The 23,054-nt window shown below is 65.3% G+C and carries 16 protein-coding genes; 14 read left to right on the top strand and 2 right to left on the bottom strand.

Translation table 11 applies throughout. From position 1 onward, the window contains the following. Positions 1-2: 2 nt before the first annotated feature. The gene (locus DFR52_RS04150) at positions 3-1,145 is read right to left on the bottom strand and encodes a fumarylacetoacetate hydrolase family protein (RefSeq protein WP_110030613.1); all 1,143 of its coding nucleotides are present in this window, start codon (positions 1,143-1,145) and stop codon (positions 3-5) included. A gap of 418 nt (positions 1,146-1,563) precedes the next feature. Between DFR52_RS04150 and DFR52_RS04145 the strand changes: the two genes are divergently transcribed. The 13 genes from DFR52_RS04145 (at position 1,564) to DFR52_RS04085 (ending at position 20,278) form a co-directional block, all read left to right on the top strand. Next, on the top strand, positions 1,564-3,075 hold the full coding sequence (locus DFR52_RS04145; RefSeq protein WP_110030612.1) for an aldehyde dehydrogenase (NADP(+)): 1,512 nt from the start codon (positions 1,564-1,566) through the stop codon (positions 3,073-3,075). Between the two features lie 101 nt (positions 3,076-3,176). Further along, positions 3,177-3,614 (top strand): DsrE family protein, encoded by a 438-nt coding sequence (locus tag DFR52_RS04140; RefSeq protein ID WP_110030611.1) that lies wholly within the window; start codon positions 3,177-3,179, stop codon positions 3,612-3,614. A gap of 195 nt (positions 3,615-3,809) precedes the next feature. Continuing rightward, positions 3,810-6,101, top strand: coding sequence for an arginine/lysine/ornithine decarboxylase (locus DFR52_RS04135; RefSeq protein WP_110030610.1), 2,292 nt, complete (start codon positions 3,810-3,812; stop codon positions 6,099-6,101). 552 nt (positions 6,102-6,653) lie between these two features. Further along, entirely contained in the window at positions 6,654-8,744 is a 2,091-nt protein-coding gene (locus tag DFR52_RS04130; protein WP_245415182.1) for a TonB-dependent siderophore receptor, read from the top strand. Positions 8,745-8,821: 77 nt separating this feature from the next. Next, complete coding sequence (locus tag DFR52_RS04125) at positions 8,822-9,841, top strand: ABC transporter substrate-binding protein (RefSeq protein WP_110030609.1); 1,020 nt, start codon at positions 8,822-8,824, stop codon at positions 9,839-9,841. 2 nt (positions 9,842-9,843) lie between these two features. Continuing rightward, the gene (locus tag DFR52_RS04120) at positions 9,844-10,878 is read left to right on the top strand and encodes a FecCD family ABC transporter permease (protein ID WP_110030608.1); all 1,035 of its coding nucleotides are present in this window, start codon (positions 9,844-9,846) and stop codon (positions 10,876-10,878) included. Further along, positions 10,875-11,936 carry a FecCD family ABC transporter permease gene (locus DFR52_RS04115; protein ID WP_245415181.1) on the top strand — a complete coding sequence of 354 codons (1,062 nt, stop codon included), beginning with the start codon at positions 10,875-10,877 and terminating at the stop codon, positions 11,934-11,936. The genes DFR52_RS04120 and DFR52_RS04115 overlap by 4 nt, the downstream gene beginning before the upstream one ends. Continuing rightward, positions 11,933-12,826, top strand: a complete 894-nt coding sequence (locus DFR52_RS04110) for an ABC transporter ATP-binding protein (RefSeq protein ID WP_110030607.1) — start codon at positions 11,933-11,935, stop codon at positions 12,824-12,826. Before DFR52_RS04115 ends, DFR52_RS04110 begins: the two co-directional genes overlap by 4 nt. After that, the gene (locus DFR52_RS04105) at positions 12,823-13,887 is read left to right on the top strand and encodes a DUF2218 domain-containing protein (protein ID WP_110030606.1); all 1,065 of its coding nucleotides are present in this window, start codon (positions 12,823-12,825) and stop codon (positions 13,885-13,887) included. The genes DFR52_RS04110 and DFR52_RS04105 overlap by 4 nt, the downstream gene beginning before the upstream one ends. Before the next feature lie 878 nt (positions 13,888-14,765). Further along, the gene (locus DFR52_RS04100; protein ID WP_245415180.1) at positions 14,766-16,199 is read left to right on the top strand and encodes a TolC family outer membrane protein; all 1,434 of its coding nucleotides are present in this window, start codon (positions 14,766-14,768) and stop codon (positions 16,197-16,199) included. Positions 16,200-16,246: 47 nt separating this feature from the next. Then, positions 16,247-18,358 (top strand): type I secretion system permease/ATPase, encoded by a 2,112-nt coding sequence (locus tag DFR52_RS04095; protein ID WP_110030605.1) that lies wholly within the window; start codon positions 16,247-16,249, stop codon positions 18,356-18,358. Next, complete coding sequence (locus tag DFR52_RS04090) at positions 18,355-19,647, top strand: HlyD family type I secretion periplasmic adaptor subunit (RefSeq protein WP_110030604.1); 1,293 nt, start codon at positions 18,355-18,357, stop codon at positions 19,645-19,647. The genes DFR52_RS04095 and DFR52_RS04090 overlap by 4 nt, the downstream gene beginning before the upstream one ends. A 46-nt stretch (positions 19,648-19,693) precedes the next feature. Further along, positions 19,694-20,278: a ribbon-helix-helix domain-containing protein gene (locus tag DFR52_RS04085; RefSeq protein WP_110030603.1), complete on the top strand. Its 585-nt coding sequence runs from the start codon at positions 19,694-19,696 to the stop codon at positions 20,276-20,278. A 2-nt stretch (positions 20,279-20,280) separates the two neighbouring features. On the opposite strand, the gene DFR52_RS04080 is transcribed toward DFR52_RS04085, so the two are convergent. Further along, positions 20,281-21,159 carry a transglutaminase-like cysteine peptidase gene (locus tag DFR52_RS04080; protein ID WP_158284849.1) on the bottom strand — a complete coding sequence of 293 codons (879 nt, stop codon included), beginning with the start codon at positions 21,157-21,159 and terminating at the stop codon, positions 20,281-20,283. A gap of 515 nt (positions 21,160-21,674) precedes the next feature. Here DFR52_RS04080 and DFR52_RS24420 point away from each other — a divergent pair. Next, the coding region (locus tag DFR52_RS24420; RefSeq protein ID WP_210205756.1) for a VCBS domain-containing protein at positions 21,675-23,054 on the top strand (1,380 nt) is incomplete at its 3' end.

Below are 23,054 nucleotides of genomic sequence, written 5' to 3'. Positions count from 1 at the left end.
GACTAAAGCAGGCCGCGGGCAGCGAGATTGCGCATCAGATGGCTGATGCCGAAGGTCCAGGGAGCGATTTCGGTCGACAGTCTCACTGTGTTTTGCAGCCGGCCGAGATCATGGCTGGCAATCGAAACCTTGTCGCCGAGCTTGTGGGTAAAGCCTTCGCCGGGCACGTCGCGGTCCTCGGTGGGCGCAAACAGCGTGCCGAGAAACAGCATGATGCCGTCCGGGTACTGGTGGTGCCGGCCCATGGCCTGGCTTACCAGGTCGAGAGGGTCGCGACTGATTTCCGACATGGACGACCGGCCGTGCAGCACATAGCCGTCCTCGCCGACGACACGCAGGTCGAGTTCTGCCTTGCGCACGTCATCGAGCGAATAGCTTTCGTCAAAAAGCCGGATCGCCGGGCCGATCGAGCACGAGGCGTTGTTGTCCTTCGCCTTCGACAGAAGCAGGGCCGAGCGGCCCTCGACGTCGCGCAGATTGACGTCGTTGCCCAGCGTCGCGCCGACCACACGGCCTTTCGACGAGACGGTGAGCACGATCTCCGGCTCCGGGTTGTTCCACTTCGAGATCGGGTGCAGCCCGACATCGGCGCCGGCGCCCACGGACGACAGCACCTGGGCCTTGGAGAAGACTTCCGCGTCCGGGCCGATGCCGACCTCCAGATACTGGCTCCAGACGCCCTCGGCGATCAGCGCCGCCTTGACCTTGGCGGCCTCGGGCGAACCCGGAACGATGTTGCGCAGGCTGTCGCCGATTGAGGCAGTGACGCGCCGGCGAATGGCATCGGCCTTCTGCGGATCCCCGGCGGCCTGTTCCTCGATGACGCGTTCGGCCATCGAACGGGCGAAGGTGACGCCGCAGGCCTTGATCGATTGCAGGTCGCAGGGCGCGAGAAAATGGATGATCGCGTCGTCGTGGTTGTTGGCCGCGGCGATCTTGTCGACCGCGCCGAGCGAGCGGCCATGGGCGTGGCGGACGTAATCGGCCGGTTCGTCCATCTCGCAGATGTCGCGCACCAGCGGGGCCTCGCGGCTGGTGATGTCGATGACTTCGCCGTCGCGCAACGTGACGACCGATGGACCCCGGGCATCCGGGTTCCAGACCCGGGCGAGCAACAATCCGGATTCCGGAAACAGGGTGGTCATCACAATTCCTCCAAGTGCGGCGGGCGGGGCTGATGCCGATGACGCCGAATCCCTCACCCATGCTGCTTCGACGCACCTGCATCCAATAGCAGACGTCCGCCCGGCGCAACAGCGGATCACCGCGGCGGATGCGGCTTGCGGTGGCGGGCAATTGCGCAAAAGTGCTTGTCTTGCACCCGTGTTCTGGTGCAGGAATTGCGGCGCCGGTGGCCCGGGAACGCGGGCGCCGGCACTAAAAAAGCGGCGGCAAGGCCCCATATAGGACATCACGGCGCCTCCGGCCGCGGCCGAGGGGCGCACGATTCAGCACCCCGCCAGGGCTGGAAGGGGCAGGCCGCGGGGCTTGCCGACACCCTGTCATTCATTCTGGCGACGACCGCCAGTCCCATACCATCCGTATCATACAAGGACATCGACCATGAGCTTCAAACCCACCGGAAAGCACCTGATCGCCGGCAAATGGATCGGCGGCGAGGCGACATTCATGTCCGAGCCGGCGCATGGCCCGGCGCATGAATTTTCCGTCGGCACCGTGGCGCTGGTGGACCAGGCGGCAAAGGCTGCCGAAGCGGCTTTCTACGGTTTCGGCTATTCGACTCGCGCCCAGCGCGCGGCGCTGCTCAACCGCATCGCGGACGAGATCGAGGCGCGCGCAGCCGAGATCACCGAGATCGGCACCCAGGAAACAGGTCTGCCGGAGGCTCGGCTCAACGGCGAGCGCGGCCGCACCACGGGCCAGCTCAGGCTGTTTGCCAGCCATATCGAGAAGGGTGACTATCTCGATCGCCGCCACGACGTGGCGCTTCCCGACCGGACCCCGCCGCGTCCCGACATCAAGATGATGCAGCGGCCGATCGGCCCGGTGGCCGTCTTCGGCGCCTCCAACTTTCCACTCGCCTTCTCCACTGCCGGCGGCGACACGGCGGCAGCACTCGCAGCCGGCTGCCCGGTGGTGGTCAAGGGCCATTCGGCCCATCCCGGCACCGGCGAGATCATCGCCCAGGCGATCGACGCCGCGCTCAAGGCGCTCGACATGGATCCGGGCATCTTCTCGCTCATCCAGGGCGGCAAGCGCGATGTCGGCTCCAGCCTGGTGCAGCATCCGCTGATCAAGGCGGTCGGCTTCACCGGCTCGCTGGCGGGCGGTCGCGCGCTCTACGACCTGTGCGCGCAGCGCCCGGAGCCGATTCCGTTCTTCGGCGAACTGGGCTCGGTCAATCCGATGTTCCTGCTGCCGGAGGCGATCAAGGCGCGCGGCGAGGCGATCGCCAAGGGCTGGGCCGGATCGCTGACCATGGGCGCGGGCCAGTTCTGCACCAATCCCGGGATTTCGGTCGTCATCGACGGCCCCGAAGCGGAGGCGTTCATCTCGGCATCGGTGGCAGCGCTCGAGCCGACCCCGGTGCAGACCATGCTGACCGACGGCATCGCGTCGGCCTACCGCGCCGGACGCGACCGCATCGCGGCATCCGCCGGCGTGCAGGAATTGCTGACATCGACCTGCGACCTGCGCAACGCCACGCCCTATCTGTTCGTCACCACAGGCAAGGAATGGCTCGGCAACCATTACCTCGGCGAAGAGGTGTTTGGCCCACTCGGCCTGGTGGTCAAGGTCGGCGACGCCGAGGAAATGCTGACGGTGGCCAGAAGCCTGCAGGGCCAGCTCACCTGCACGCTGCATCTCGATGACGGCGATGTCGAACTCGCCCGAGGCCTGATGCCGATCCTGGAGCGCAAGGCGGGCAGGGTGCTTGCCAACGGCTACCCGACGGGCGTCGAGGTCTCCGAGGCGATGGTGCATGGCGGACCTTATCCCGCCTCGACCAATTTCGGCGCCACTTCTGTCGGCACGCTGTCGATCCGGCGCTTCCTGCGACCGGTGAGCTACCAGAACATTCCCGATGCGGTGCTGCCTGCCGATCTGGTCTGATCATCCAGGGCAGGGCCGCCGCACATGTCTGGCGGCCCTGCCTCTCGCTGATCGGCGAAAGAGCCGGAAAACCATTCACATCACCTCTTTGGGAGAGATACATGAAGCTGTTTGTCAAGGTGATGCTGGCCGCGGCCATCGGCCTGTATGCCTCCCTGGTGCAGGCGTCGGCCGCCGACCACAAGCTCGCCGTCCATGTCGATCAGAGCGATCCGGCGGCCATGAATCTCGCGCTCAACAACCTTGAGAACGTCGAGGCCTATTACGCAGAAAAGGGCGATTCGGTGACCATAGAAGTCGTCGCCTACGGTCCGGGCCTGAAGATGTACACCGCCGACAGCCCGGTCCGGGACCGGATTTCGGCGTTGTCGCTCGAGCACCCGAGTCTCGTCTTCTCCGCCTGCGGCAACACACTGGCGGCCATGGAAAAGAAGGCCGGCACGAAGATCGCGCTGATTGCCGAAACATCCATGGTCCCGTCGGGCGTTGTCCGGCTGATGGAGCTGCAGGAGCAGGGCTACAGCTACGTCAAGCCCTGACCGGGCCGGCCGCAGCGGCCCCGGGGACGCGCGCCGGATCCTCGCCGGCGATCACCCGACTGGGCATTGGCGGCGACAGCCACGCCGTGATAGTGAGACACGCCGCGCCGCGGTCATGAGACCGTCGCAAATATGCGGCTATTGATTGAGCCTAGACCCCCGTTCTCCATCTCCCGTTTCCGACTGGAAATTGTCATGAAGTTTCGCTTTCCCATCGTCATCATCGATGAAGACTTCCGCTCCGAAAATTCTTCGGGGCTGGGCATCCGCGCCATGGCGCAGGCCATCGAAAGCGAGGGCTTCGAAGTGCTAGGGGTGACGGGCTACGGCGATCTTTCACAATATGCTCAGCAGCAGTCCCGGGCCAGCGCCTTTGTGCTGTCGATCGACGACGAGGAATTCAGCCCCGGCCCCGATCTCGATCCGGCGGTCCTCAATCTGCGCAATTTCATCGAGGAGGTGCGCTGGAAGAACGCCGACGTGCCGATCTATATCTACGGCGAGACCAAGACCAGCCGGCACCTGCCCAACGACATCCTGCGCGAACTGCACGGCTTCATCCACATGTTCGAGGACACGCCGGAATTCGTGGCGCGGCACATCATCCGCGAGGCCAAAAGCTATCTTGAGGGCATCAAGCCGCCGTTCTTCAAGGCGCTTCTCAACTACGCCGAAGACGGGTCCTATTCCTGGCATTGCCCCGGCCATTCGGGGGGCGTGGCGTTCCTGAAGAGCCCCGTCGGGCAGATGTATCACCAGTTCTACGGCGAGAACATGCTGCGCGCCGATGTCTGCAATGCGGTGGAGGAACTCGGCCAGCTGCTCGACCACAATGGCGCCATCGGCGCCTCGGAGCGCAATGCGGCGCGGATCTTCAATGCCGACCACTGCTTCTTCGTCACCAACGGCACCTCGACATCCAACAAGATGGTCTGGCACCACACCGTGGCGCCCGGCGACGTGGTGGTGGTGGATCGCAACTGCCACAAGTCGATCCTGCACTCGATCATCATGACTGGCTCGATTCCGGTCTTTCTCAAGCCGACTCGCAACCACTACGGCATCATCGGTCCGATCCCGCAGAGCGAATTCGAGATCGACTCGATCAAGGCGAAGATCCGCGCCAATCCGCTGCTGCAGGGCGTCGATGCCGAAACGGTCAAGCCCAGGATCATGACGCTGACCCAGTCCACCTATGACGGCGTTCTCTACAACACCGAAACGATCAAGACGCTGCTCGACGGCTACATCGCCAATCTGCATTTCGACGAGGCCTGGCTGCCGCACGCCGCCTTCCATCCGTTCTACGGCAGTTTCCACTCGATGGGTCGCAAGCGCGCCCGGCCGATGCACTCGGTGACCTACGCCACACAGTCCATCCACAAGCTGCTGGCCGGCATCAGCCAGGCGAGCCATGTGCTGGTGCAGGACAGCCAGGACACCAAGCTCGATCGCCATCTCTTCAACGAAGCCTACCTGATGCACACGTCGACCAGCCCGCAATACTCCATCATCGCCAGCTGCGATGTCGCGGCCGCGATGATGGAGCCGCCCGGCGGCACCGCGCTGGTCGAGGAGAGCATTGCCGAGGCGCTCGATTTCCGGCGGGCCATGCGCAAGGTCGACGAGGAGTTCGGCGACGGAGACTGGTGGTTCCAGGTCTGGGGACCTGAGGAGCTGGAAGAGGAGGGGATCGGCCGTACCAAGGACTGGGTGCTCAAGCGCACCGATGCCGATGGCGTGCAGCCGTCCGACGGCGAGGATTCCTGGCACGGCTTCGGCGACATGGCGCCCGGCTTCAACATGCTCGACCCGATCAAGGCGACGCTGATCACGCCGGGGCTCAATCTTGACGGGCGCTTCGAGCAGACCGGCATCCCCGCCTCGATCGTGACCAAGTATCTGGCCGAGCACGGCGTGGTGGTGGAAAAGACCGGGCTCTACAGCTTCTTCATCATGTTCACCATCGGCATCACCAAGGGCCGCTGGAACTCGCTGCTGACCGAATTGCAGCAGTTCAAGGACGATTATGACCAGAACCAGCCGATGTGGCGCATCATGCCGGAGTTCTGCGCCAAGCAGCCGCGCTACGAGAAGATGGGCCTGCGCGACCTGTGCCAGCATGTGCATTCGCTCTACGCCAAATATGACGTGGCGATCCTGTCCACCGACATGTATCTGAGCGATCATACGCCGGCGATGAAGCCCAGCGATGCCTTCGCTCATATCGCGCAGCGCACCACCCAGCGGGTGCCGATCGACGAGCTCGAGGGCCGCATCACCACCAGCCTGGTGACGCCCTATCCGCCGGGCATCCCGCTGCTGATTCCGGGAGAGGTGTTCAATCGAAAGATTGTCGAGTATCTGAGGTTCAACCGCGAATTTGCTCGCGAATGCCCCGGCTTCGAGACCGATATCCACGGACTGGTGCAGGAAGCCGGGAGCGACGGCGTAATAGCCTATTTCGCCGACTGCGTGGCTTCCTGAGCGCATGATGGGATTGCCGCGCCTCCCGGCACTCTCTGCCGGGAGGCGGGCGGTGTCGGCGGCGCCGCCCGGCCCCCGACCGCATGCGGCGGCCGGTGATCCTGCCGTATCTGCCCCCTGACGGCACTGCCGCGCGGTTTCCGAGGGGTGCCGCACGCAGCTGCGGCTGCGGTCCTGAAGATCTCCATCCATTCCTTTCGCCGCATCATCGCTGCGTGCGCTGATTGACCGCCCGATTGCCTCACTGCGCTTCCGGGTCCCCGCGCAACCGTGACTCCGGTCGGCTCGCGGGCCTGTATGGCACCGTGGCATTGCGGCAACAGGCCGATTTCAATCAGGGAAATGCACAAGGGGGAATTGACTCGCATCGAAGCTCGGGTAGATACATGACAAAATTAGTCATCTTTCTGTCGCGGTTCGCCCACCGCCAGGATAGCATCGAAATCTCAACCGCTTATTTGTGCGGTGATTGACGAAAGGCCGCGCAGCATGGCGCCTCGACCCACCAGAATCCAACCCGCTTCGAGCCAGCATGCAACCGCGGGGCAGGGGTTGAAAAACCGGCTGATGGTGGCGCTGTTGTCCAGTTCCTCGCTGCTCGCCGGAACCGCCGTCCTGGCGCAATCGACCGAGACGACCACGCTTGAAACTATCACCGTTTCGGGCGGCGACGAGACGCCTGTCGGTCCCGACGCCACCATCGTGGCCAAGACCTCGCGCACGGCGAGCAAGACCAGCACGCCGCTCGTCGACACGCCGGCCTCGGTCTCGGTGGTCACCGAAAAGGAGCTTGAAGAGCGCGGCGTCACCACGCTCGACGAGGCGCTGTCCTACACGCCCGGCGTGGTCACCGATGTCTACGGCTCCGACAACCGCTACGACCACTACATGATCCGCGGATTCTACAGCACCGGCCTCAGCACTTTCCGCGACGGCCTGCCGCTCCGTGTGAGCAACTTCACGGGCAGCCGCATGGAGCCCTACGGCCTGCAGCGCCTGGAGGTGCTCAAGGGCGCCAACTCCACCTTGTTCGGCCTGTCGCAGCCCGGCGGCATCGTCAACGCCGTCTCCAAGCGGCCGCTGGACTACAAGTTCGGCGAGATCTACACCACATTCGGCGAGGATCATCTCGAGACCGGTGCCGATATCGGCGGTCCGATCGACGCCGAAGGCCTCTGGAGCTACCGCCTGACCGGCAAGTGGCAGGACGCCAGGCAGGGCATCGACTTCAGCCAGGACGATCGCATCTACATCGCTCCGGCGCTGACCTTCAGCCCGTCGGCCGACACCGACTTCACCATCCTGAGCAGCTACAACAAGCGCAACGGCTCGACCTCGCACGGCATTCCCTACGGCAGCGGCATCGATTCGGAAACCTATCTGGCCGAGCCCGACTACGACAACATGGACACCGAGGAGTGGAATATCGGCTACGAGTTCCGCCACGATTTCGGCAACGGCCTGGAATTCCGCCAGAACGCCCGCTACACCCATCTCGAGCTGCTCTACGAGGGCGTCTATGCCGGTGGCAGCGGAGTGGAGGCCGGACGCAGTGCGCTCGGCATCGACGGCACCGCGGACCGCTTCGGGATCGACAACCAGCTGCAGTACGACGCGAGCTTCGGCGCCTTCGATTCGACCATGCTGCTCGGCGTCAGCTACGATCATGAAGATGTGCGGGAAGTGCGGCTCGACGGATATCTTGATGGAATCGACATCAACAATCCGGTCTATGTCGGCAGGGACGCGATCACCTTCTATCCGGCGGCCGTCACCGACAGCACGCAGAAGACGGCGAGTGCCTATCTGCAGGAGCAACTCACGCTCAACGACCAGTGGATCCTGACGCTCGGCGGGCGCTACGACCATGTCGACACGGTATCGGAAGGCACCTATGGCGACAATGCCGCCACCGACGCTGCGTTCACCTCGCGCGCCGGCCTGACCTACAAGGCGACCGATGAGGTCTCGCTGTTTGCCAATTACGCCGAATCCTTCCAGCCGATGGACGCCAACCGCAGCCTGCTCGTCGGCGAGGCGAAGCCGCAGAAGGGCACCCAGTACGAAGTGGGGGCGAAATACCAGCCCGCCGGCATGGACGCGCTGTTCAGCGTGGCGCTGTTCGACCTCACCCAGACCAATGTCGCCCAATACACGCCGGATTATTCCGCCCAGTACCAGATCGGCGAAATCAATGTCCGCGGCCTCGAACTCGAGGGCAAGGTCGCCATGACCAACCGGATCAATCTGACGGCCGCCTATTCCTACTGGGATGCCGAGATCAAGGACGACACCACGCCGGTCAATGTCGGAAAGCGGCCGCAGCTCGTCCCCGCCCACATGGCCTCGCTGTGGGGTGACTACACCATCCCGGGGAATGGCCGTTTCGGCGACGTCACGCTCGGGCTCGGTGCTCGGTTCGTGGGCGAGGTCTTCGCCGACTACGCCAACACCATCGAGCTGCCGTCGCGCATCGTCTTCGATGCGGCGCTCAACTACCAGGTCAGCGAGAACGTCGCGCTGGCGGTCAATGCGACCAACCTGTTCGACAAGGAATATGTGAGCTCCGTCGATACCTATTCCAACACCGCCTATTACGGCGACCGCCGCGCGGTGAAGGCGACGCTGCGCTACACCTGGTGAGGGGGTGCGCCTTCCGGACGGGGTCTGTCCCGGACGGCGCGGCCGCCAGCCCGAGCATGACTGAAGGAGCTACACCGATGGGCGCTTTTCCCTGCAGCCGACGCCAGGTGCTGGGCGGCATGGCGGCGACGCTGTTTGCACCGGCGCTGCTCTCCGCCACCCGCGCATCCGCGGCTGGCGGGGCGCTGAGCTTTCCACATGCCTTCGGCACCACGGTGCTGCCGGAGCCGCCGCGGCGCGTCGTCTCGATCGGCTACACGACGCAGGACCCGCTGCTGGCGCTCGACATCGTTCCTGTCGGGATCCGCGAGTGGTTCGGGGATCAGCCGCACGGCGTGTGGCCGTGGGCGCAGGCCCACCTTAAGGGCGCCGATCCCGCGGTGATCAGGGGCAATGTCAGCCTCGAGGCGGTCGCGGTGCTCAGGCCGGACCTCATCGTCGGCATCGGCTCGGGCATCAATGAGGCGGAATACGCATCGTTGTCGCGCATTGCACCGGTGCTGATGCAACCGCCGGAATTTCCGGCTTACGGCATGCCGTGGGATGCGATGACCGGTCTCATTGGCCGCGCCGTCGGCCGGGAGGCGGCAGCCGACGAAAAGATTAGGGAGGCGGCGGCAATTCTCGCCGCCATGCGCGCGCGCCATCCCGGCTGGAGCGGCAGGACGGGCGTCGCCGCCTATCACTATGGTGGCGAGACCGGCATCTTCGCCCCCTCCGACACGCGCGGTCATTTTCTCGCCCAACTCGGCTTCGAGCCGGTTCCTGCTGCGCGCCACCTCGACAAGACCGGCGCCTTCTACCAGAAGCTGTCGCCCGAGGACCTTTCGGCGCTGGAGGCCGACCTCATATTCTGGGTTTCCTCCACAGAGACGGCCGCCGATCTCGCACAGCTGCCGATGCGGCGCGCGCTCAAGGCGCATGCCGAAGGTCGCGAGGTGTTCGCCGGCGGGCTGCTGGCGGCGGCGATCTCGTTCGGGACGATTCTGTCGCTGCCGTTCGCCGCTTCGGAACTGGAGGCAGACATTGCGGCAGCTGTCGACGGCGATCCGGCCACAGCCGTGCCGTCAGCGGTCAAGGCGGGCCTAGCGCCGTGACGATGCCCCAGGCCAGGGCGACCGAGAACGCGGGCCCACAGACCCGGCGCCGTGTCCTTCTGATGGCATCCGGCTGCGCCGTGCTGCTGCTCGTCTGCATCGCCAGCCTGATCGCAGGCGCGCGGACGGTCTCCATTTCAACCGTGGCCGCGGCGCTGTTTGCCTACGACGGCGGCAATGCCGACCATATCGCCATTGCCGACTACCGGCTGCCGCGCACCCTGCTGGGTCTGATGTGCGGGGCGGCCTTTGGCGTTTCGGGTGCACTGATGCAGGCGACAACGCGCAATCCGCTCGCCGATCCGGGGCTGCTCGGCGTCAACGCCGGCGCCGCCTTCTTCGTCACCGTCGCCGCTGGCGTGTTTGGCGTCCAGGCGATGGGCGCACAGCTCGGCTTCGCCTTTCTGGGCGCCATCGCGGCGACGCTGATGGTCCATGCGCTGGGCTCGGTCGGGCGAGACGGCGCCACGCCGCTGCGTCTGCTGCTGGCCGGTGTGGCCATCACTGCCGTTCTCGGCGGATTCGGGCAGGCGGTCACCCTGCTCAATCCGATGGCGTTCGACAGCCTGCGCGTCTGGATGATCGGCTCGCTGGCCGGGCGCGACACGGGCGTCGTCTACGCGGTCGCGCCCTTCATCGTCGCGGGACTGATGCTGGCGCTGCTGGTCTCGCCCTCAATGAACGCGATTGCCCTCGGGGAAGACCAGGCACGCGCGCTCGGAACCCGGATCGCCGGCAGCCGGCTGATGGCGGCGGTTTCGGTCACGCTGCTGGCCGGCGCCGCGACGGCGGCGGTCGGCCCGATCGGCTTCGTCGGACTGATGGCGCCGCATGTGGTGCGCTGGCTTTTCGGCCCGGACCAGCGGCTGGTCGTCGCCGGCACCATGGTCTTCGCGCCCATCCTGCTGATCTCAGCCGACATTCTCGGCCGCTTCCTGCTCAGGCCGGGCGAACTGGAGGCGGGGATCGTCACCGCCTTTGTCGGCGCGCCGGTGCTGATCCTGCTGGTGCGCCGCAGCAAGGTGAGCCGGCTGTGAGCGCGCCGCCGGATCTTGCCCGTGGCGTCCTCGTCATCCGTCCGCTCGGCTGGCTGACCGGCGGCCGGATCTCGATGCGGCTCAGCCGCCGCACGCTGATTGCCTGCATGGGCATGGGCACTGCAAGTCTGGTGCTCATGCTGATGTCGCTGGTCTCCGGCGACTACGGCCTGCCGTTCTCGGAGGTGGCGCGGGCGCTCTCGGGGCGCGGCGACGGGATGGCGGGCATGATTGTTCTGGAATGGCGCCTTCCGCGGGCACTGCTGGCGCTGCTGCTCGGCGCCGCGCTCGGCGTCAGCGGCGCGATCTTCCAATCGCTCACGCGCAATCCGCTCGGTTCTCCCGACATCATCGGCTTTTCGGCCGGCGCCCATACGGGCGCGCTGGTGGTGATGCTGATCTTTTCAGGCGGTTACTATGAGACGGCGGTCGGCGCGCTCGGCGGCGGCATAGCCACCGCCGTCGCCGTCTATGCGCTGACCTGGCGGCAGGGCGTCGACGGCTTCCGGCTGATCGTCGTCGGGATCGGCATCGCTGCCATGCTGTCGGCGGCCAATGTGTGGATGATCCGCAAGGCCGAGCTGCAGGTCGCCATGTCGGCGGCGATGTGGGCGGCGGGTTCGCTCAACGGGCTTGGCCTCGACCGGCTGCTGCCGGCGGCACTCGCGCTGGCGCTGCTGATGCCGGCGGCGCTGATGCTGGCGCGGCCATTGCGCCAGCTTGAGCTCGGCGACGACGCCGCCATGGCCTCGGGGGTTTCGCCCGAGCGGGTCAGGGTGTGCCTGGCGCTGGTCGGCGTGGCGCTGGTGGCTCTGGTCACTGCGGCCGCCGGGCCGATTGGCTTCATCGCGCTTGCCGCGCCGCAACTCGCCCGCAGGCTCGTGCGCTCGGCCGGGGTGGCACTCGTCCCTTCGGCGCTGATGGGTGGCTTGCTGCTGATCGCATCGGACTGGGCGGCGCAGCATGCCTTCGGCTTCCAGCTGCCGGTGGGCGTGATGACGTTCAATGTCGGCGGGCTCTATTTCATCTGGCTGCTTGTCAGCGAGGCACGCAAATGACGCGTGACCGTCTTCACGCGGATGCTGTGACGCTGGGATACGGCGAGCGGATCATCGCGCACGATCTCTCGGTGAGCATTCCGGACGGCTCCTTCACCATCATCGTCGGGCCCAATGCCTGCGGCAAGTCGACCCTGCTCAGGGCGCTGTCGCGGCTGCTGCCGCCCTCGCGGGGAGACGTGATCCTCGATGGCGGCAGCATCGGCAGGCTGCCTGCCAGAGAGGTGGCTCGCCGGTTGGGGCTGCTGCCGCAGAGCTCGATCGCACCCGACGGCATCAGTGTCGCCGACCTGGTGGCGCGCGGCCGCTACCCGCACCAGTCGATGTTCCGGCAATGGTCGCCGGCCGATCGCGACGCCGTGGCGGCGGCGATGATGTCCACCGGCATCGCCGACCTGGCCGATCGTCCGGTCGATGAACTTTCGGGTGGCCAGCGGCAGCGGGTGTGGATCGCCATGGTGCTGGCGCAGCAGACTCCCATCCTGCTGCTCGACGAGCCGACCACCTTTCTCGACATCGCCCACCAGATCGAACTCATGGATCTCCTGGCCGACATCAATTCCGCGGGCCGCACGGTGGTCGCCGTGCTGCACGATCTCAACCATGCCTGCCGCTATGCCACGCATCTCATCGCCATGCGCGAAGGCGCGGTGGTGGCGGAGGGGCGGCCCGAGAGGATCGTGTCCGAGGCGTTGATCGAACGCGTCTTCGGGCTTGCCTGCGCCATCATCGCCGATCCGGTGACCGGCACGCCGCTGATCGTGCCGCGCCGGAGACGTCCTTCCGGCGGCGGCTCGGGAGATGCAAGGCCGCGCGGCGACCCTGCAAGACGGCCTGCCGGGGGATCCGCGGAGTCGATTTTCCAGCTCAAAGACGAGGACCAGCCATGACCGGAACCGCCACCCGCACCCTGTCCGGCATCGCGGTGCCGCATGACGCGCTCGCGATGCTCGACGAGATCTGCGAGCATTTCATCGAGCATTCCCGCGTCGAGCGGGACGGAGACTTCGCGCGGCTGACGAGCGAGATCGGCGTCGCCGGCATCCGCGCGCTCGACGGAAAGCTCATCATCGACCTCAGCTGCCCAAGCGAGGAAGCGCTGCAGATGAGCTGCAACAGCATCGCCGAGCACCTGTTCTATTTCGCCGGGGACGAGCCGATGGAACTCCAATGGTCTGAGCCCGCCGCGCCGGCGCCGCTGCCCAACCTGCACGAATGCACGGTGGTCTCGTCCGAGGATGTCACCCCGCGGATGCGCCGGGTGAAGCTCGCCTGTTCCGACATTGCCCCTTTCGTGGGAGGCGGGATGCATGTGCGGCTGCTGGTTCCGCCGCGACAGAGGACGCCGGTCTGGCCGAGCATTCTGCCCGACGGGCGCACCGGCTGGCCGGAGGGCGAGGACGAACTGCTGGTGCGCGTCTACACCATACGCGCCGTCGACGCGGAACGTGGCGAATTGTGGGTCGACTTCGTCCAGCACGGCGCGCCGGGCGAGCATGCCCCGGGTGCCGGCTTTGCCCGCACCGCCCGGCCGGGCGATCGGGTGGCGCTGATCGGGCCTGGCGGCGGCGACCTGCCTCAGGCCGACCATGTGCTGCTTGCCGGCGACGAATCGGCGCTGCCGGCCATTGCCCGCATCGCAGCCGAAATTCCGGCCGGTACCCGGCTGGTGGCGATCATCGAGGTGGAAGACGAGGCCGAAGAGCAGCCGCTGCCCTCGAAAGGCACGCTTGAGGTGCGTTGGCTGCACCGGAAAGCCTATCCGGCCGATGCCGGCATGGTTCTGGCCTCGGCAGTCAAGGCAGCCGTCGTCGCCATGGGGCCCGAGACCTATGTCTGGGTCGGCTGCGAGAAGGAAGAGATCCGCTCGATCCGCAGCTTCCTCAAGCAGCGCGGCCACGCGCGCGAGAAGCGCTATGTGGCCTGGTACTGGGAAAGGGACAAGGGTTAGGGTGCTTCAGCTTGCGGGGAAACTGCAGCCCCCGCCCAGCTTTGCAACGCTCCCCCGCGACGATGGGGCTCACGTCGTGCGCAGATTCCCTCCCGCGAGCGGCCAACGGTCTCCCTCAGGGATTATCGAGGTGCGGTCGCCGAAGCCGGGATTCGCCGTACCGCCGCAAGACCACCGGCAAATAAAAGCCCGACAATGATTATTTGACCAGCCCGGAATTCTTGCCTTCAATCCATAGTTGATTTCCGACTTTACTTGGGTGCTGTTTGGCTCCGGCCAAGGGTCCGCGCTGATCAAGCCGAAGGCAGGGGGACCGGAATGGGCGATCCATGTCGGCCATACATAGCGCAATGCTGCTCCGGAGCGCTCGCCTCCTGCACGTGTGCTCCATAAGGATAGGGAAATGCACGTAATTTTTAGAGAGGTAGCCCATGTCGAGGCGCAAGTAACAAGATGATTTTATGACCACTATACATTCGTTTTAGCGCCCCTCACATTCAAATCGCATCGTAGTTAGAGTGAATATTCACGCCGGATACCCTGCTGCCGCAAATCAATTAAATATATCGTCATATTTAAATTTGTATAAATAGATTTATGTATAAAATATTATGTGAGCCTTTTTCGACTCAATTTTCTGTCGGTGTATAGTGAAATTGGTTGTATATTATAATTTATTTTTTTAAACCGTCCTTGGGGACTGCCCGTTCTTGATCCAGTTTTCTTTTTTGATTGATGCGAACATGTAACAAGCCTTAAGAAATTTGACTTTTTCCATAAAGCGGCGAGATGTTGAAGTTGATCGTCGCGTTCAAATGTGCGATTTCGGGACAGTGCAGTAGTTGCGCGCGATGCGTGCGAATTGGTGGGGAGCTTGCATGCTCAAGAAGGCAGTGGTGCTCGTGTGTTTGTCCTCCGCGTTGTCGGCATGCTTTTCCGGACCTTCGCTGGCCATGTCGTTGAAGGAAGCGGTTTCGGAGGCCTTGGGGTCGAACCCGGAGGTTCTGGCTGCGGCTGAGAACCGTGAGGCTGTCGAGTTCGAGCTTCGCCAGGCGCGCGGACTTTATCTTCCGACGCTTGATCTGGAGGCTTCGGCCGGGGGTCGTCTGCTGGACACGCCGGCGCGTCGGCGGCTTGGGACGGACGACGAGTCTCTGGACATCGGCGATGCCGGGCTGACGCTGCGTCAGACGCTGTTTGACGGCGGGGCCCGGCGCTCGGAACTGGAGCGGCAGGCGGCGCGTGTTGACGGCGCCTCGTTCCGGGTTCTGGAGCGCTCCGAGGCGATCGCGCTTGCGGTGTCGCAGGAGTATTTCGAGATCCTGCTGCAGGCCGAGATCGTGGCGATCGCCCGGCAGAATGCCGGTGTGCTTTCGGGCATTGTCGATGACATTTCCGCCGGCGTGAGCGGCGGCACGCTGACGAGCGCCGACCGCACCCAGGGTCGCGAGCGTCTGCTGTCGGCGCGGGCTCGGCTCAAGGAAGCCGAGGAAGATCTGGAGGAGGCGCGGATCCGCTTTGCCCGGCTGGTTGGGGTGCCGCTGCGCTCGGCGGACCAGCCGCCGTCGCTGAGCCGGGCGCTGCCGCGCAGCGCCGACGCGGCCGTGGAGCAGGCGCGGTCGAAGAGCCCGCGGATTGCGGCGGCCGGGGCCGACGCGGATGCGTCCGACGCGATGGTGCGCGGCGCGCGCGCGGCCTATCTGCCGACGGTCTCCTTCGAGGCGCGCGCCCGGGTTGGCAGCGACATCGACGGCGCCGAGGGGCGGACCTCTGATCTCGAGGCCAAGGTCGTGGCGCGGTGGAATCTCTATCGCGGCGGCCGCGACCAGTCGGCCGAGCAGGAGCGGATCCGGCGCGCCGGGGAGGCGCGGCAGAACCTGGTGCTTGCCCATCGCGAAGTGACCGAGTCCATCCTGTCGGCGTGGAACCGCAAGACCAAGCGGGCCGAGCAGGCGGCGACGCTGCGCGAGCAGACCGCCTCGAACATGGCGCTGGTCTCGGCCTATCGCGACCAGTTCCGGGTCGGCGACCGCTCGCTGCTCGACGTGCTGAGCGCCCAGAACACCCGCTTCAACTCCGACGTGCTGGCCAAGACGACGCAGTACGCCTCGCGGTTTGCGGACTACCAGCTGCTGGCGGCGATGGGAGTGCTGGTGGAGACCCTCAAGCTCAATCCGGTCGAACAGGCCGAGCCCTATGCGCGCGAGGCCTTCAAGGCGCCTGCGGATGCGCCGGAGCCGGTGTATGCGCGGATTCCCTCGCGGCAGGTTGCCGACGGGCCTCTCGACCTGCTGGCGACCATCCGGCGCTGAGGGCCGGTGGCGACTGGCCGGCATGCGATCACCCACAGGAAGGCGCCATGAATTTCCGTGAAGCGTTCCGGCAGATCAGCCTCGCCTTCGAGCGGTCCGGGTCCGACAGCGTGCTGTTTGCCTCGATGCCGCCCGACGACCTGGTCGAGCCCGGCATCGAGGTTCTGGAGACGCTGGCGCGGCGGCACGGGCTGCACGTGGTCGAAGGCCGCGCCCGCGACCTGGTCAGGGGCAATGTCCAGCTTCCTGGGATCCTGCATCTGGGCGGCGGCGGGTATGCGGTCATCGTCGACGAGACGGAGGCGGGCGAACTCGTCTGCATCGATGCCGGGCAGGCCGGCGGCCGGGCGGTTTTCGATCCCGGCCTGATCGGCGATCGGGAGCATGCGGCGTTCTGGTCGTTCGAGAAGATCTATCTCAACGATGCCGCCGACATCGGCCTTGCCAGTTCGGGCCGGATCGAGACGCCGCACTGGCTGTCGAGCGCGGTCAGGCCGTTCTGGCGCTCCTATGTCAAGCTTGGTCTGGGCGCGCTGTTCATCAACCTGCTGGCGCTGGCCTCGCCGCTGTTCGTGATGAATGTCTATGACCGGGTTCTGCCCAACGCCGCCATCTCGACGCTGTGGGTTCTCGCCACCGGGGTGATGATCGCCTTCGTGATGGACTTCCTGCTCAAGACGGCACGGGCGGCGCTGATCGACTACACCGGGCGCAAGATCGACCTGAAGCTGGCGATGAAGATCTTCGAGAAGGTGATGAGCACGTCGCTGTCGGCGCGGGCGATGTCGACGGGGGAATATGCCAGCCGGGTGACGCAGTACGAGTTCGTGCGCGAGTTCTTCACCTCGAGCACGATTGCGACGCTGATCGACACGGCGTTCATCTTCGTCTTCGTGCTCGCCATCTTCGCCATTGCCGGCTGGCTTTCTCTGGTGCCGCTGGCGGCGGTGATCATCGTCATCGCCATCGGCCTGATCGCGCAGCAGATGATCTCGCGTCGGGTGGCCGCGGCCGCCAATGAATCGGCGCTGCGCCAGGCGCTGCTGGTGGAGACGATCGCCACCGGGGAGACCATCAAGAGCCTGCGCGCCGAGGGGGCGATGCTCAAGCGCTGGCGCGAGCTGTGCATCAACTCGTCCAACACGTCCGAGCGCATCAAGTCGGTCTCCTCGATGGCGTCCAACGCCACGCAGCTGGTGCAGCAGGTGGTGACGGTGGCGATCATCGTCTTCGGCGCCTATCTGTTCGACCAGGGGCTGGTGACCACGGGGGCCATCATCGCCTCGGTGACGCTGTCGGGCAGGGCGGTGGCGCCGCTTGGGCAGCTGGCGATGACGCTGGCGCGGATGCGCCAGGCGATGCTGTCGCTGAAGATCCTCGACAGGATCATGGACCAGCCCGAGGACACGCCGACGGCGACCGGCTTCGTCAACCGGACGATCGCCAGCGGCGATGTGCGCTTCGAGCAGGTGGTGTTCCGCTATCCGAACTCGGACCAGAACGCGCTCGACGGGGTGAGCTTCTCGATCCGGGCTGGCGAGCGGGTTGGGATCATCGGCCGCATCGGCTCGGGCAAGACGACGCTGGGTCGGCTGCTGTCGCGGCTCTATGTCGCCGCCGAGGGCAAGATCCTGTTCGAGGGCGTGGATGTGAGCCAGTTCCATCCCGCCGAGGTGCGTGCCGCGGTGGCCTTTGCCGGGCAGTCGAGCGACCTGTTCTCGGGCTCGCTCAAGGACAACCTGCTGATGGCGGCGCCGCGGGCCAGCGACGAGGATCTGATCGCGGTGTCTCGGCTGACCGGCATCGACCGCTTCGTCACCCGGCATCCGCGCGGCTTCGACATGCCGGTGGGCGAGAACGGCTGCAACCTGTCGAGCGGTCAGAAGCAGTCGGTGGCCATTGCCCGGCTGCTGTTGTGCAAGCCGAAGATCGTGTTCCTGGACGAGCCCTCGGGGGCGATGGATCTGGCCAGCGAGCGGCAGCTGATCCAGAGCCTGCGCGACGTCTTCGACCGGGAGACGACGGTGATCATCTCGACGCACCGGCACTCGATGCTGGAACTGGTCGAGCGGCTGATCGTCATCGACAACGGCCGCGTCATCGCCGACGGCCCGCGGGACCGTGTCATCCAGGCGCTGCAGCAGAAGGCCGTGGCATGAGGTCGGATTCCGCCGACCATCCGCCGCTTGCGGCCCAGGCGATCCTGTTCGGCTGCGTGCTGACGCTGACGCTGTTTCTGGGCTGGTCGGCCTTTGCCCATGTCGAGGAGATCGCGCGCGGCGACGGCAAGGTGATCCCGCTGTCGAAGACCCAGATCGTGCAGGCGAGCGAGCCCGGCGTGGTGCAGGAGATTGCCGTCAAGCTCGGCGAGACGGTGAGAAAGGGGCAGCTGCTGGTCCGGCTCGACGACACCAGCACCAAATCGTCGCTGGGGGAATCCCAGACGAAGTCGGATGCGGCGCGGGCGACGATCGCGCGGCTGGAGATCGAGATCGACGATCTCTTCGGCAAGGAATTCGCCTGCCCCGAGGAGGCGCGGGCGATCTCCTCGGACATCTGCCGCAACGAGGCGCTGCTGCTGGCCGCGCGCCGCGACGGCTTCACCAACAAGGCCTCGGTTCTGGAGGCGCGGCGCGACCAGCGCCGGCAGGAGATCGACGAGGCGCGCACCAGCATAGCCAATCTCGACCGGCTGATCGCCGCCATGCAGGCCGAGCGCGACCAGATCGCGCCGCTGGTCAAGCGCGGCATCCATCCGGAGATCAACCTGCTCAGGCTCGACCGCGAGATGGTGCAGCAGCAGGGCCAGCGCGACGCCATCGCGCAGAGCCTGTTCCGGCTGGAATCGCAGCTCAAGGAGGCGCAGCTGCAGATCGAGGAGCTCAAGCTGCAGTTCAGGGTCGAGGCGCGGCGCGAACTCAGCCAGACGCTGGCCGAACTCGGGGTTCTGCAGGCCACCATCAGCGGCGCTTCCGACCGGGTGCGGCGCACCGACGTGGTCTCGCCGGTCGACGGCATCATCAACACGCTCGACGTCAACACCATCGGCGCCTTCCTGCAGCCGGGCGCGGTGGTTGCCGGGGTGGTTCCCGTGACCGAGACGCTGCTGGTGGAGGCCCGGATCTCGCCCAGGGACGTGGCCTTCGTGCAGCCCGGCCAGCGCGCGCTGGTCAAGATCTCGGCCTATGACTTCTCCATCTTCGGCGGCCTCGAGGGCAAGGTGTCGACCGTCTCCGCCGACAGCCTGGTCGATGCCAAGACCGGCGAGACCTACTATGAGGTGCTGGTGCAGACGGGTGATTCAAAGATCGGCAAGAACGGCAAGGTGCACGCAATCCGACCCGGCATGGTCGCAACCGTCGAGATCATCACTGGCGACAAGACCGTCCTCGACTATCTCGTCAAGCCCTTCAACAAGGCAAGATACGAGGCGATGACCGAGCGATGACACCCATGCGCCCGAGTGATCTCCGCCTGGCCGGGAGGGCCGATAGATGACCTCGAATTATGCCACACCGCATTTCCGCGCGGTCAATTCCCGCGGCGCCCGGCGCGGTATCCGGCTCGAGAACATATTCTGGTCCGCCATTGAGGACATCACGCGGCGACAGGGAATCTCCGTGGGCGCCTATTTCGACCGGATCGAGGGCGAGGTCCTTTCCGAGGCGGGGTTCAGTTCGCGGGTCCGCTCGGCGGTAGCCAATGACCTGGTCTCGCGGCTGCGCGATCTCGAGAGGGTCAACAGCCGCGAGCGTGCCTTCGCGCTGGTGCTGGCAAGCCCCGCGCCCGCCTTTCTGCTGACAGACGACAAGCGCATCGTGCGCTACAATCAGGCCTTCTTCCGTTTCATTCAGCAGCATTTTTCGGGTGTGGCTGACGCCGACGTGCTCAGGAGCATGGTGCTGTCGCTGGACGTGCAGATCGGCGAGGTTCTCTCCAGGCTGCAGGCAGAGCCCGGCCGGCCGGTGGTGGCAGGCTTTGCCATCGGCATTGGCGAGCGGCGGGCCCGCGGCAGGCTCAACATGGTGCTGGCGTCGGTCAACGACGCCGGCATGATCCTGGCCTATGTCACCCCCTGAGGTCAGAACCCGGCGCCGGGAGCCACCTGGCCGAGATTGCCGGTGGACGCCATCTCGATCTTCTGTGCCGGCGTGTAGCCAAAGATGTAATTGCCCGATCCACCCACGGCAAACAGCGGTGCGTAATCGGGAAGATCGGTGTCGTGCCGGTTCTCGTCTCGCATGTTGTCGAGGATCAGCGTGCCCCCATCCATACTGACGGCCAGCACTGCGTGATAGAGGCGGCGGCGCGTATCCTTGACCACGACGACGGCCATGTCCGCCATCGGTATGCCGCGCTCGGCCATCAGTCCCATCTTCAGCACGGCGAAATCCTCGCAGTCGCCCATGCCGCTGGCAATGGTCTCGGCGGGCAGCGACCAGTGGTCGGTCATTGCATGGGTCTTGCGGTCCTCGGCATAGGTGATGCGAGCGTTGACCTGACGATTGACTTCGGCCGCCAGTCTCTCGACACCGGACCCGGCGGGGGGAATCCTGTCCGCAAACTCGCGAACTTCCGCCGGGCAGCGCCCGCTGCCGCAGAGCATGCCGCGGTCGAGGCTTGCGGCGCGGCGGATCTCGAGTGCCAGTCGCTTGCCTGTCGGTATGGCGCCAAACCGGATCGGCCTGGCGCCGAATAGGTTCACATTGCGTCCGGGCGCAAACGCCGAGAATGCTGCGGCCGGCGCTGCCGCGCCGTATGTCGGCCGGGCGGGATCTGCCGGCTGCCCCGCATCGTTGCCGGGTCCGAGAAGCGCGACCAGGTCGAAATAGGGCGAGACGGCCGCCATCGCCGACAAGGGCGCTCTCTGTTCGGTGCCGGCCCGGACTGTCCAGAAGCCGGCAACGGGCAGGGCGACCATCATGTCGAAGACCGGCAGCGACTGCGGGGCCTGATCCACTGCTGCCAGCGGCCTCGCAGGGGAGCTTGCAGTCATCCCAAGATATACGAGCAGTATTGCCGCAAGAATAGTATGTTTTTTGCTCTTCATGTGCCGCCCCTGTTATGGCTGCACATTGCACGAAACTATTTAAGCCCTTGAAAAGGAACAATACTAACGCATCAATCACATTTTTTCGTGGGTTTGATTCAAATTTTATCGAGTTCCGGGCGGCGCCCTTCGGACGGTCCCGGTCGAGCTGGGACGTGACGGCATAGGATTGTATGTCCTGTCATTAACTATATGAAATAATGTTGGTTATCGGCATAGAAGTCTATGCTTGTGCGTTGACAAACTATTTGTACAAGCAAATCCAAGGTTCTAAAAACAGCGCAACTGGGAGTATTGCGATGACCGAAGAACAGGACCTGTCGGAATTCAACTCAAGCCGAGAATTTCTTGCCAATAAGGATGAAGTTGTCGTTGTAGCCCAGGCAGTCATGGGCGGCCGCGTTGCGCCGGCCGGACAAGGACCAGTGGAGAACACTCCGCCGGTCGAGCCGGTCCGTCTCGAAATCGAACCGGACGCGCAAAACCGGGTGCTGCTGTCCGCAAATGTGTCGCTCGAGAACATAAGGGTCGATGGCGATGATCTGATCCTGGTGCAGGCCGACGGCTCAGAGATCCGTATTCTCGGCGGTGCGCTCGACATTCCGACCTTTGTCGTCGGCGACACGGAGATCCCGCGTGATGTGCTGGTGGCGGCGCTGAATGCCAACGGGTTTGACGTCGCCGCGGGCAGCAATTCGGTGGCCCCTCAGGCGCCGGCGGGGTCGGGGTCGCAATTCCAGGACGGCGAAGGCGGCGGTATCGGTGGCGAGGGGCCGGCCACGCTGGCGCTGCTCGGTGACGACACCGGGTCCTTCGGGGAGACGGGTGCGGCAAGCTTCACGGATGTGGACAACTTCGAGGCCATCCTCATTGCCGGCGACTTCGAGGGCGGCCTTGTCGAGAGCGCGGACACGGTCGGCGGCGTCGACGAGGATGCGGCTCCGGCCACCGGTTCGATCAGCTTCAACGACACGTTCTACGGCCTGACAATCGGCGCCGAGGTGGCGACGCGCACGCTGGTGGAGGCTCAGCTGGACAGCGGCCTGGTCCTCACTCCCGGGCAGGTCGATGCGCTGCTTGCAGGGTTTTCGCTTGAGGATGCCGACGGCATTGCGACCGGCCCGGCGGCCAATGGCGACAGCACCATCAACTGGACCTATGCGGTTCCCAACAGCGCGGTGGATTTCCTGGCCGCCGGCGAAACGGTGACGCTGTCCTTCGACGTCAACCTGACCGGCGGCAATCTGCCGACGCAGTCGATCGGCATCGTCACCATCGTCGTCACCGGCACCAACGACGCTCCGGAAATCACTGCGCAGACGGATGTGTCCGAAACGCTTGTCGAGGACGAGGGCGTGGTGCAGACGTCGGGCGCATTCGACGTGCGCGACGTCGACATCAGCGACACCGTCTCCGTGTCGGGCATCGGCGTGGCGGCGAGCGGTGACATCGCCGGTTTGCCGGACGCGGCAGCCCTGCTCGGCATGTTCACCGTCACGCCCGGCCTGGCCGCGGCGCTGATCGACGGCGCCTCGACCACCGGCACGGTGGCGTGGAGCTTCAATTCCGGCACCGACCAGTTCGATTACCTGGCGGCGGGCGAGCAGCTTGTCATCACCTACACGGTGACGCTGAGCGACGACAGCGCGGTGGCGGGGAGCGTGACCCAGGATGTCACCGTCACCATCACCGGCACCAACGATGCACCGGTCGTCGACACGGCCGACGTCACCGGGGCGGTCACCGAACCGGTGACGCCTGTGGGCGACCTCACCGACAGCGGCACGATCGGCTTCTCCGATGTC

This window comes from Hoeflea marina (assembly GCF_003182275.1).
GTDB lineage: Bacteria > Pseudomonadota > Alphaproteobacteria > Rhizobiales > Rhizobiaceae > Hoeflea > Hoeflea marina.
The sequence above is the reverse complement of the archived record's forward strand: the minus strand, read 5'-3'. Positions and strand labels throughout refer to the sequence as shown.

What these genes read in the sequence shown, in the direction of transcription:
- DFR52_RS04095 (WP_110030605.1), top strand. Translation starts at nt 16,247, where the DNA reads ATGAATTTCCGTGAAGCGTTCCGGCAGATCAGCCTCGCCTTCGAGCGG.
- DFR52_RS04120 (WP_110030608.1), top strand. Translation starts at nt 9,844, where the DNA reads ATGCCCCAGGCCAGGGCGACCGAGAACGCGGGCCCACAGACCCGGCGC.
- DFR52_RS04135 (WP_110030610.1), top strand. Translation starts at nt 3,810, where the DNA reads ATGAAGTTTCGCTTTCCCATCGTCATCATCGATGAAGACTTCCGCTCC.
- DFR52_RS04145 (WP_110030612.1), top strand. Translation starts at nt 1,564, where the DNA reads ATGAGCTTCAAACCCACCGGAAAGCACCTGATCGCCGGCAAATGGATC.
- DFR52_RS04150 (WP_110030613.1), bottom strand. Translation starts at nt 1,145, where the DNA reads ATGACCACCCTGTTTCCGGAATCCGGATTGTTGCTCGCCCGGGTCTGG.
- DFR52_RS04090 (WP_110030604.1), top strand. Translation starts at nt 18,355, where the DNA reads ATGAGGTCGGATTCCGCCGACCATCCGCCGCTTGCGGCCCAGGCGATC.
- DFR52_RS04110 (WP_110030607.1), top strand. Translation starts at nt 11,933, where the DNA reads ATGACGCGTGACCGTCTTCACGCGGATGCTGTGACGCTGGGATACGGC.
- DFR52_RS04100 (WP_245415180.1), top strand. Translation starts at nt 14,766, where the DNA reads ATGCTCAAGAAGGCAGTGGTGCTCGTGTGTTTGTCCTCCGCGTTGTCG.
- DFR52_RS04085 (WP_110030603.1), top strand. Translation starts at nt 19,694, where the DNA reads ATGACCTCGAATTATGCCACACCGCATTTCCGCGCGGTCAATTCCCGC.
- DFR52_RS04105 (WP_110030606.1), top strand. Translation starts at nt 12,823, where the DNA reads ATGACCGGAACCGCCACCCGCACCCTGTCCGGCATCGCGGTGCCGCAT.
- DFR52_RS04140 (WP_110030611.1), top strand. Translation starts at nt 3,177, where the DNA reads ATGAAGCTGTTTGTCAAGGTGATGCTGGCCGCGGCCATCGGCCTGTAT.
- DFR52_RS04125 (WP_110030609.1), top strand. Translation starts at nt 8,822, where the DNA reads ATGGGCGCTTTTCCCTGCAGCCGACGCCAGGTGCTGGGCGGCATGGCG.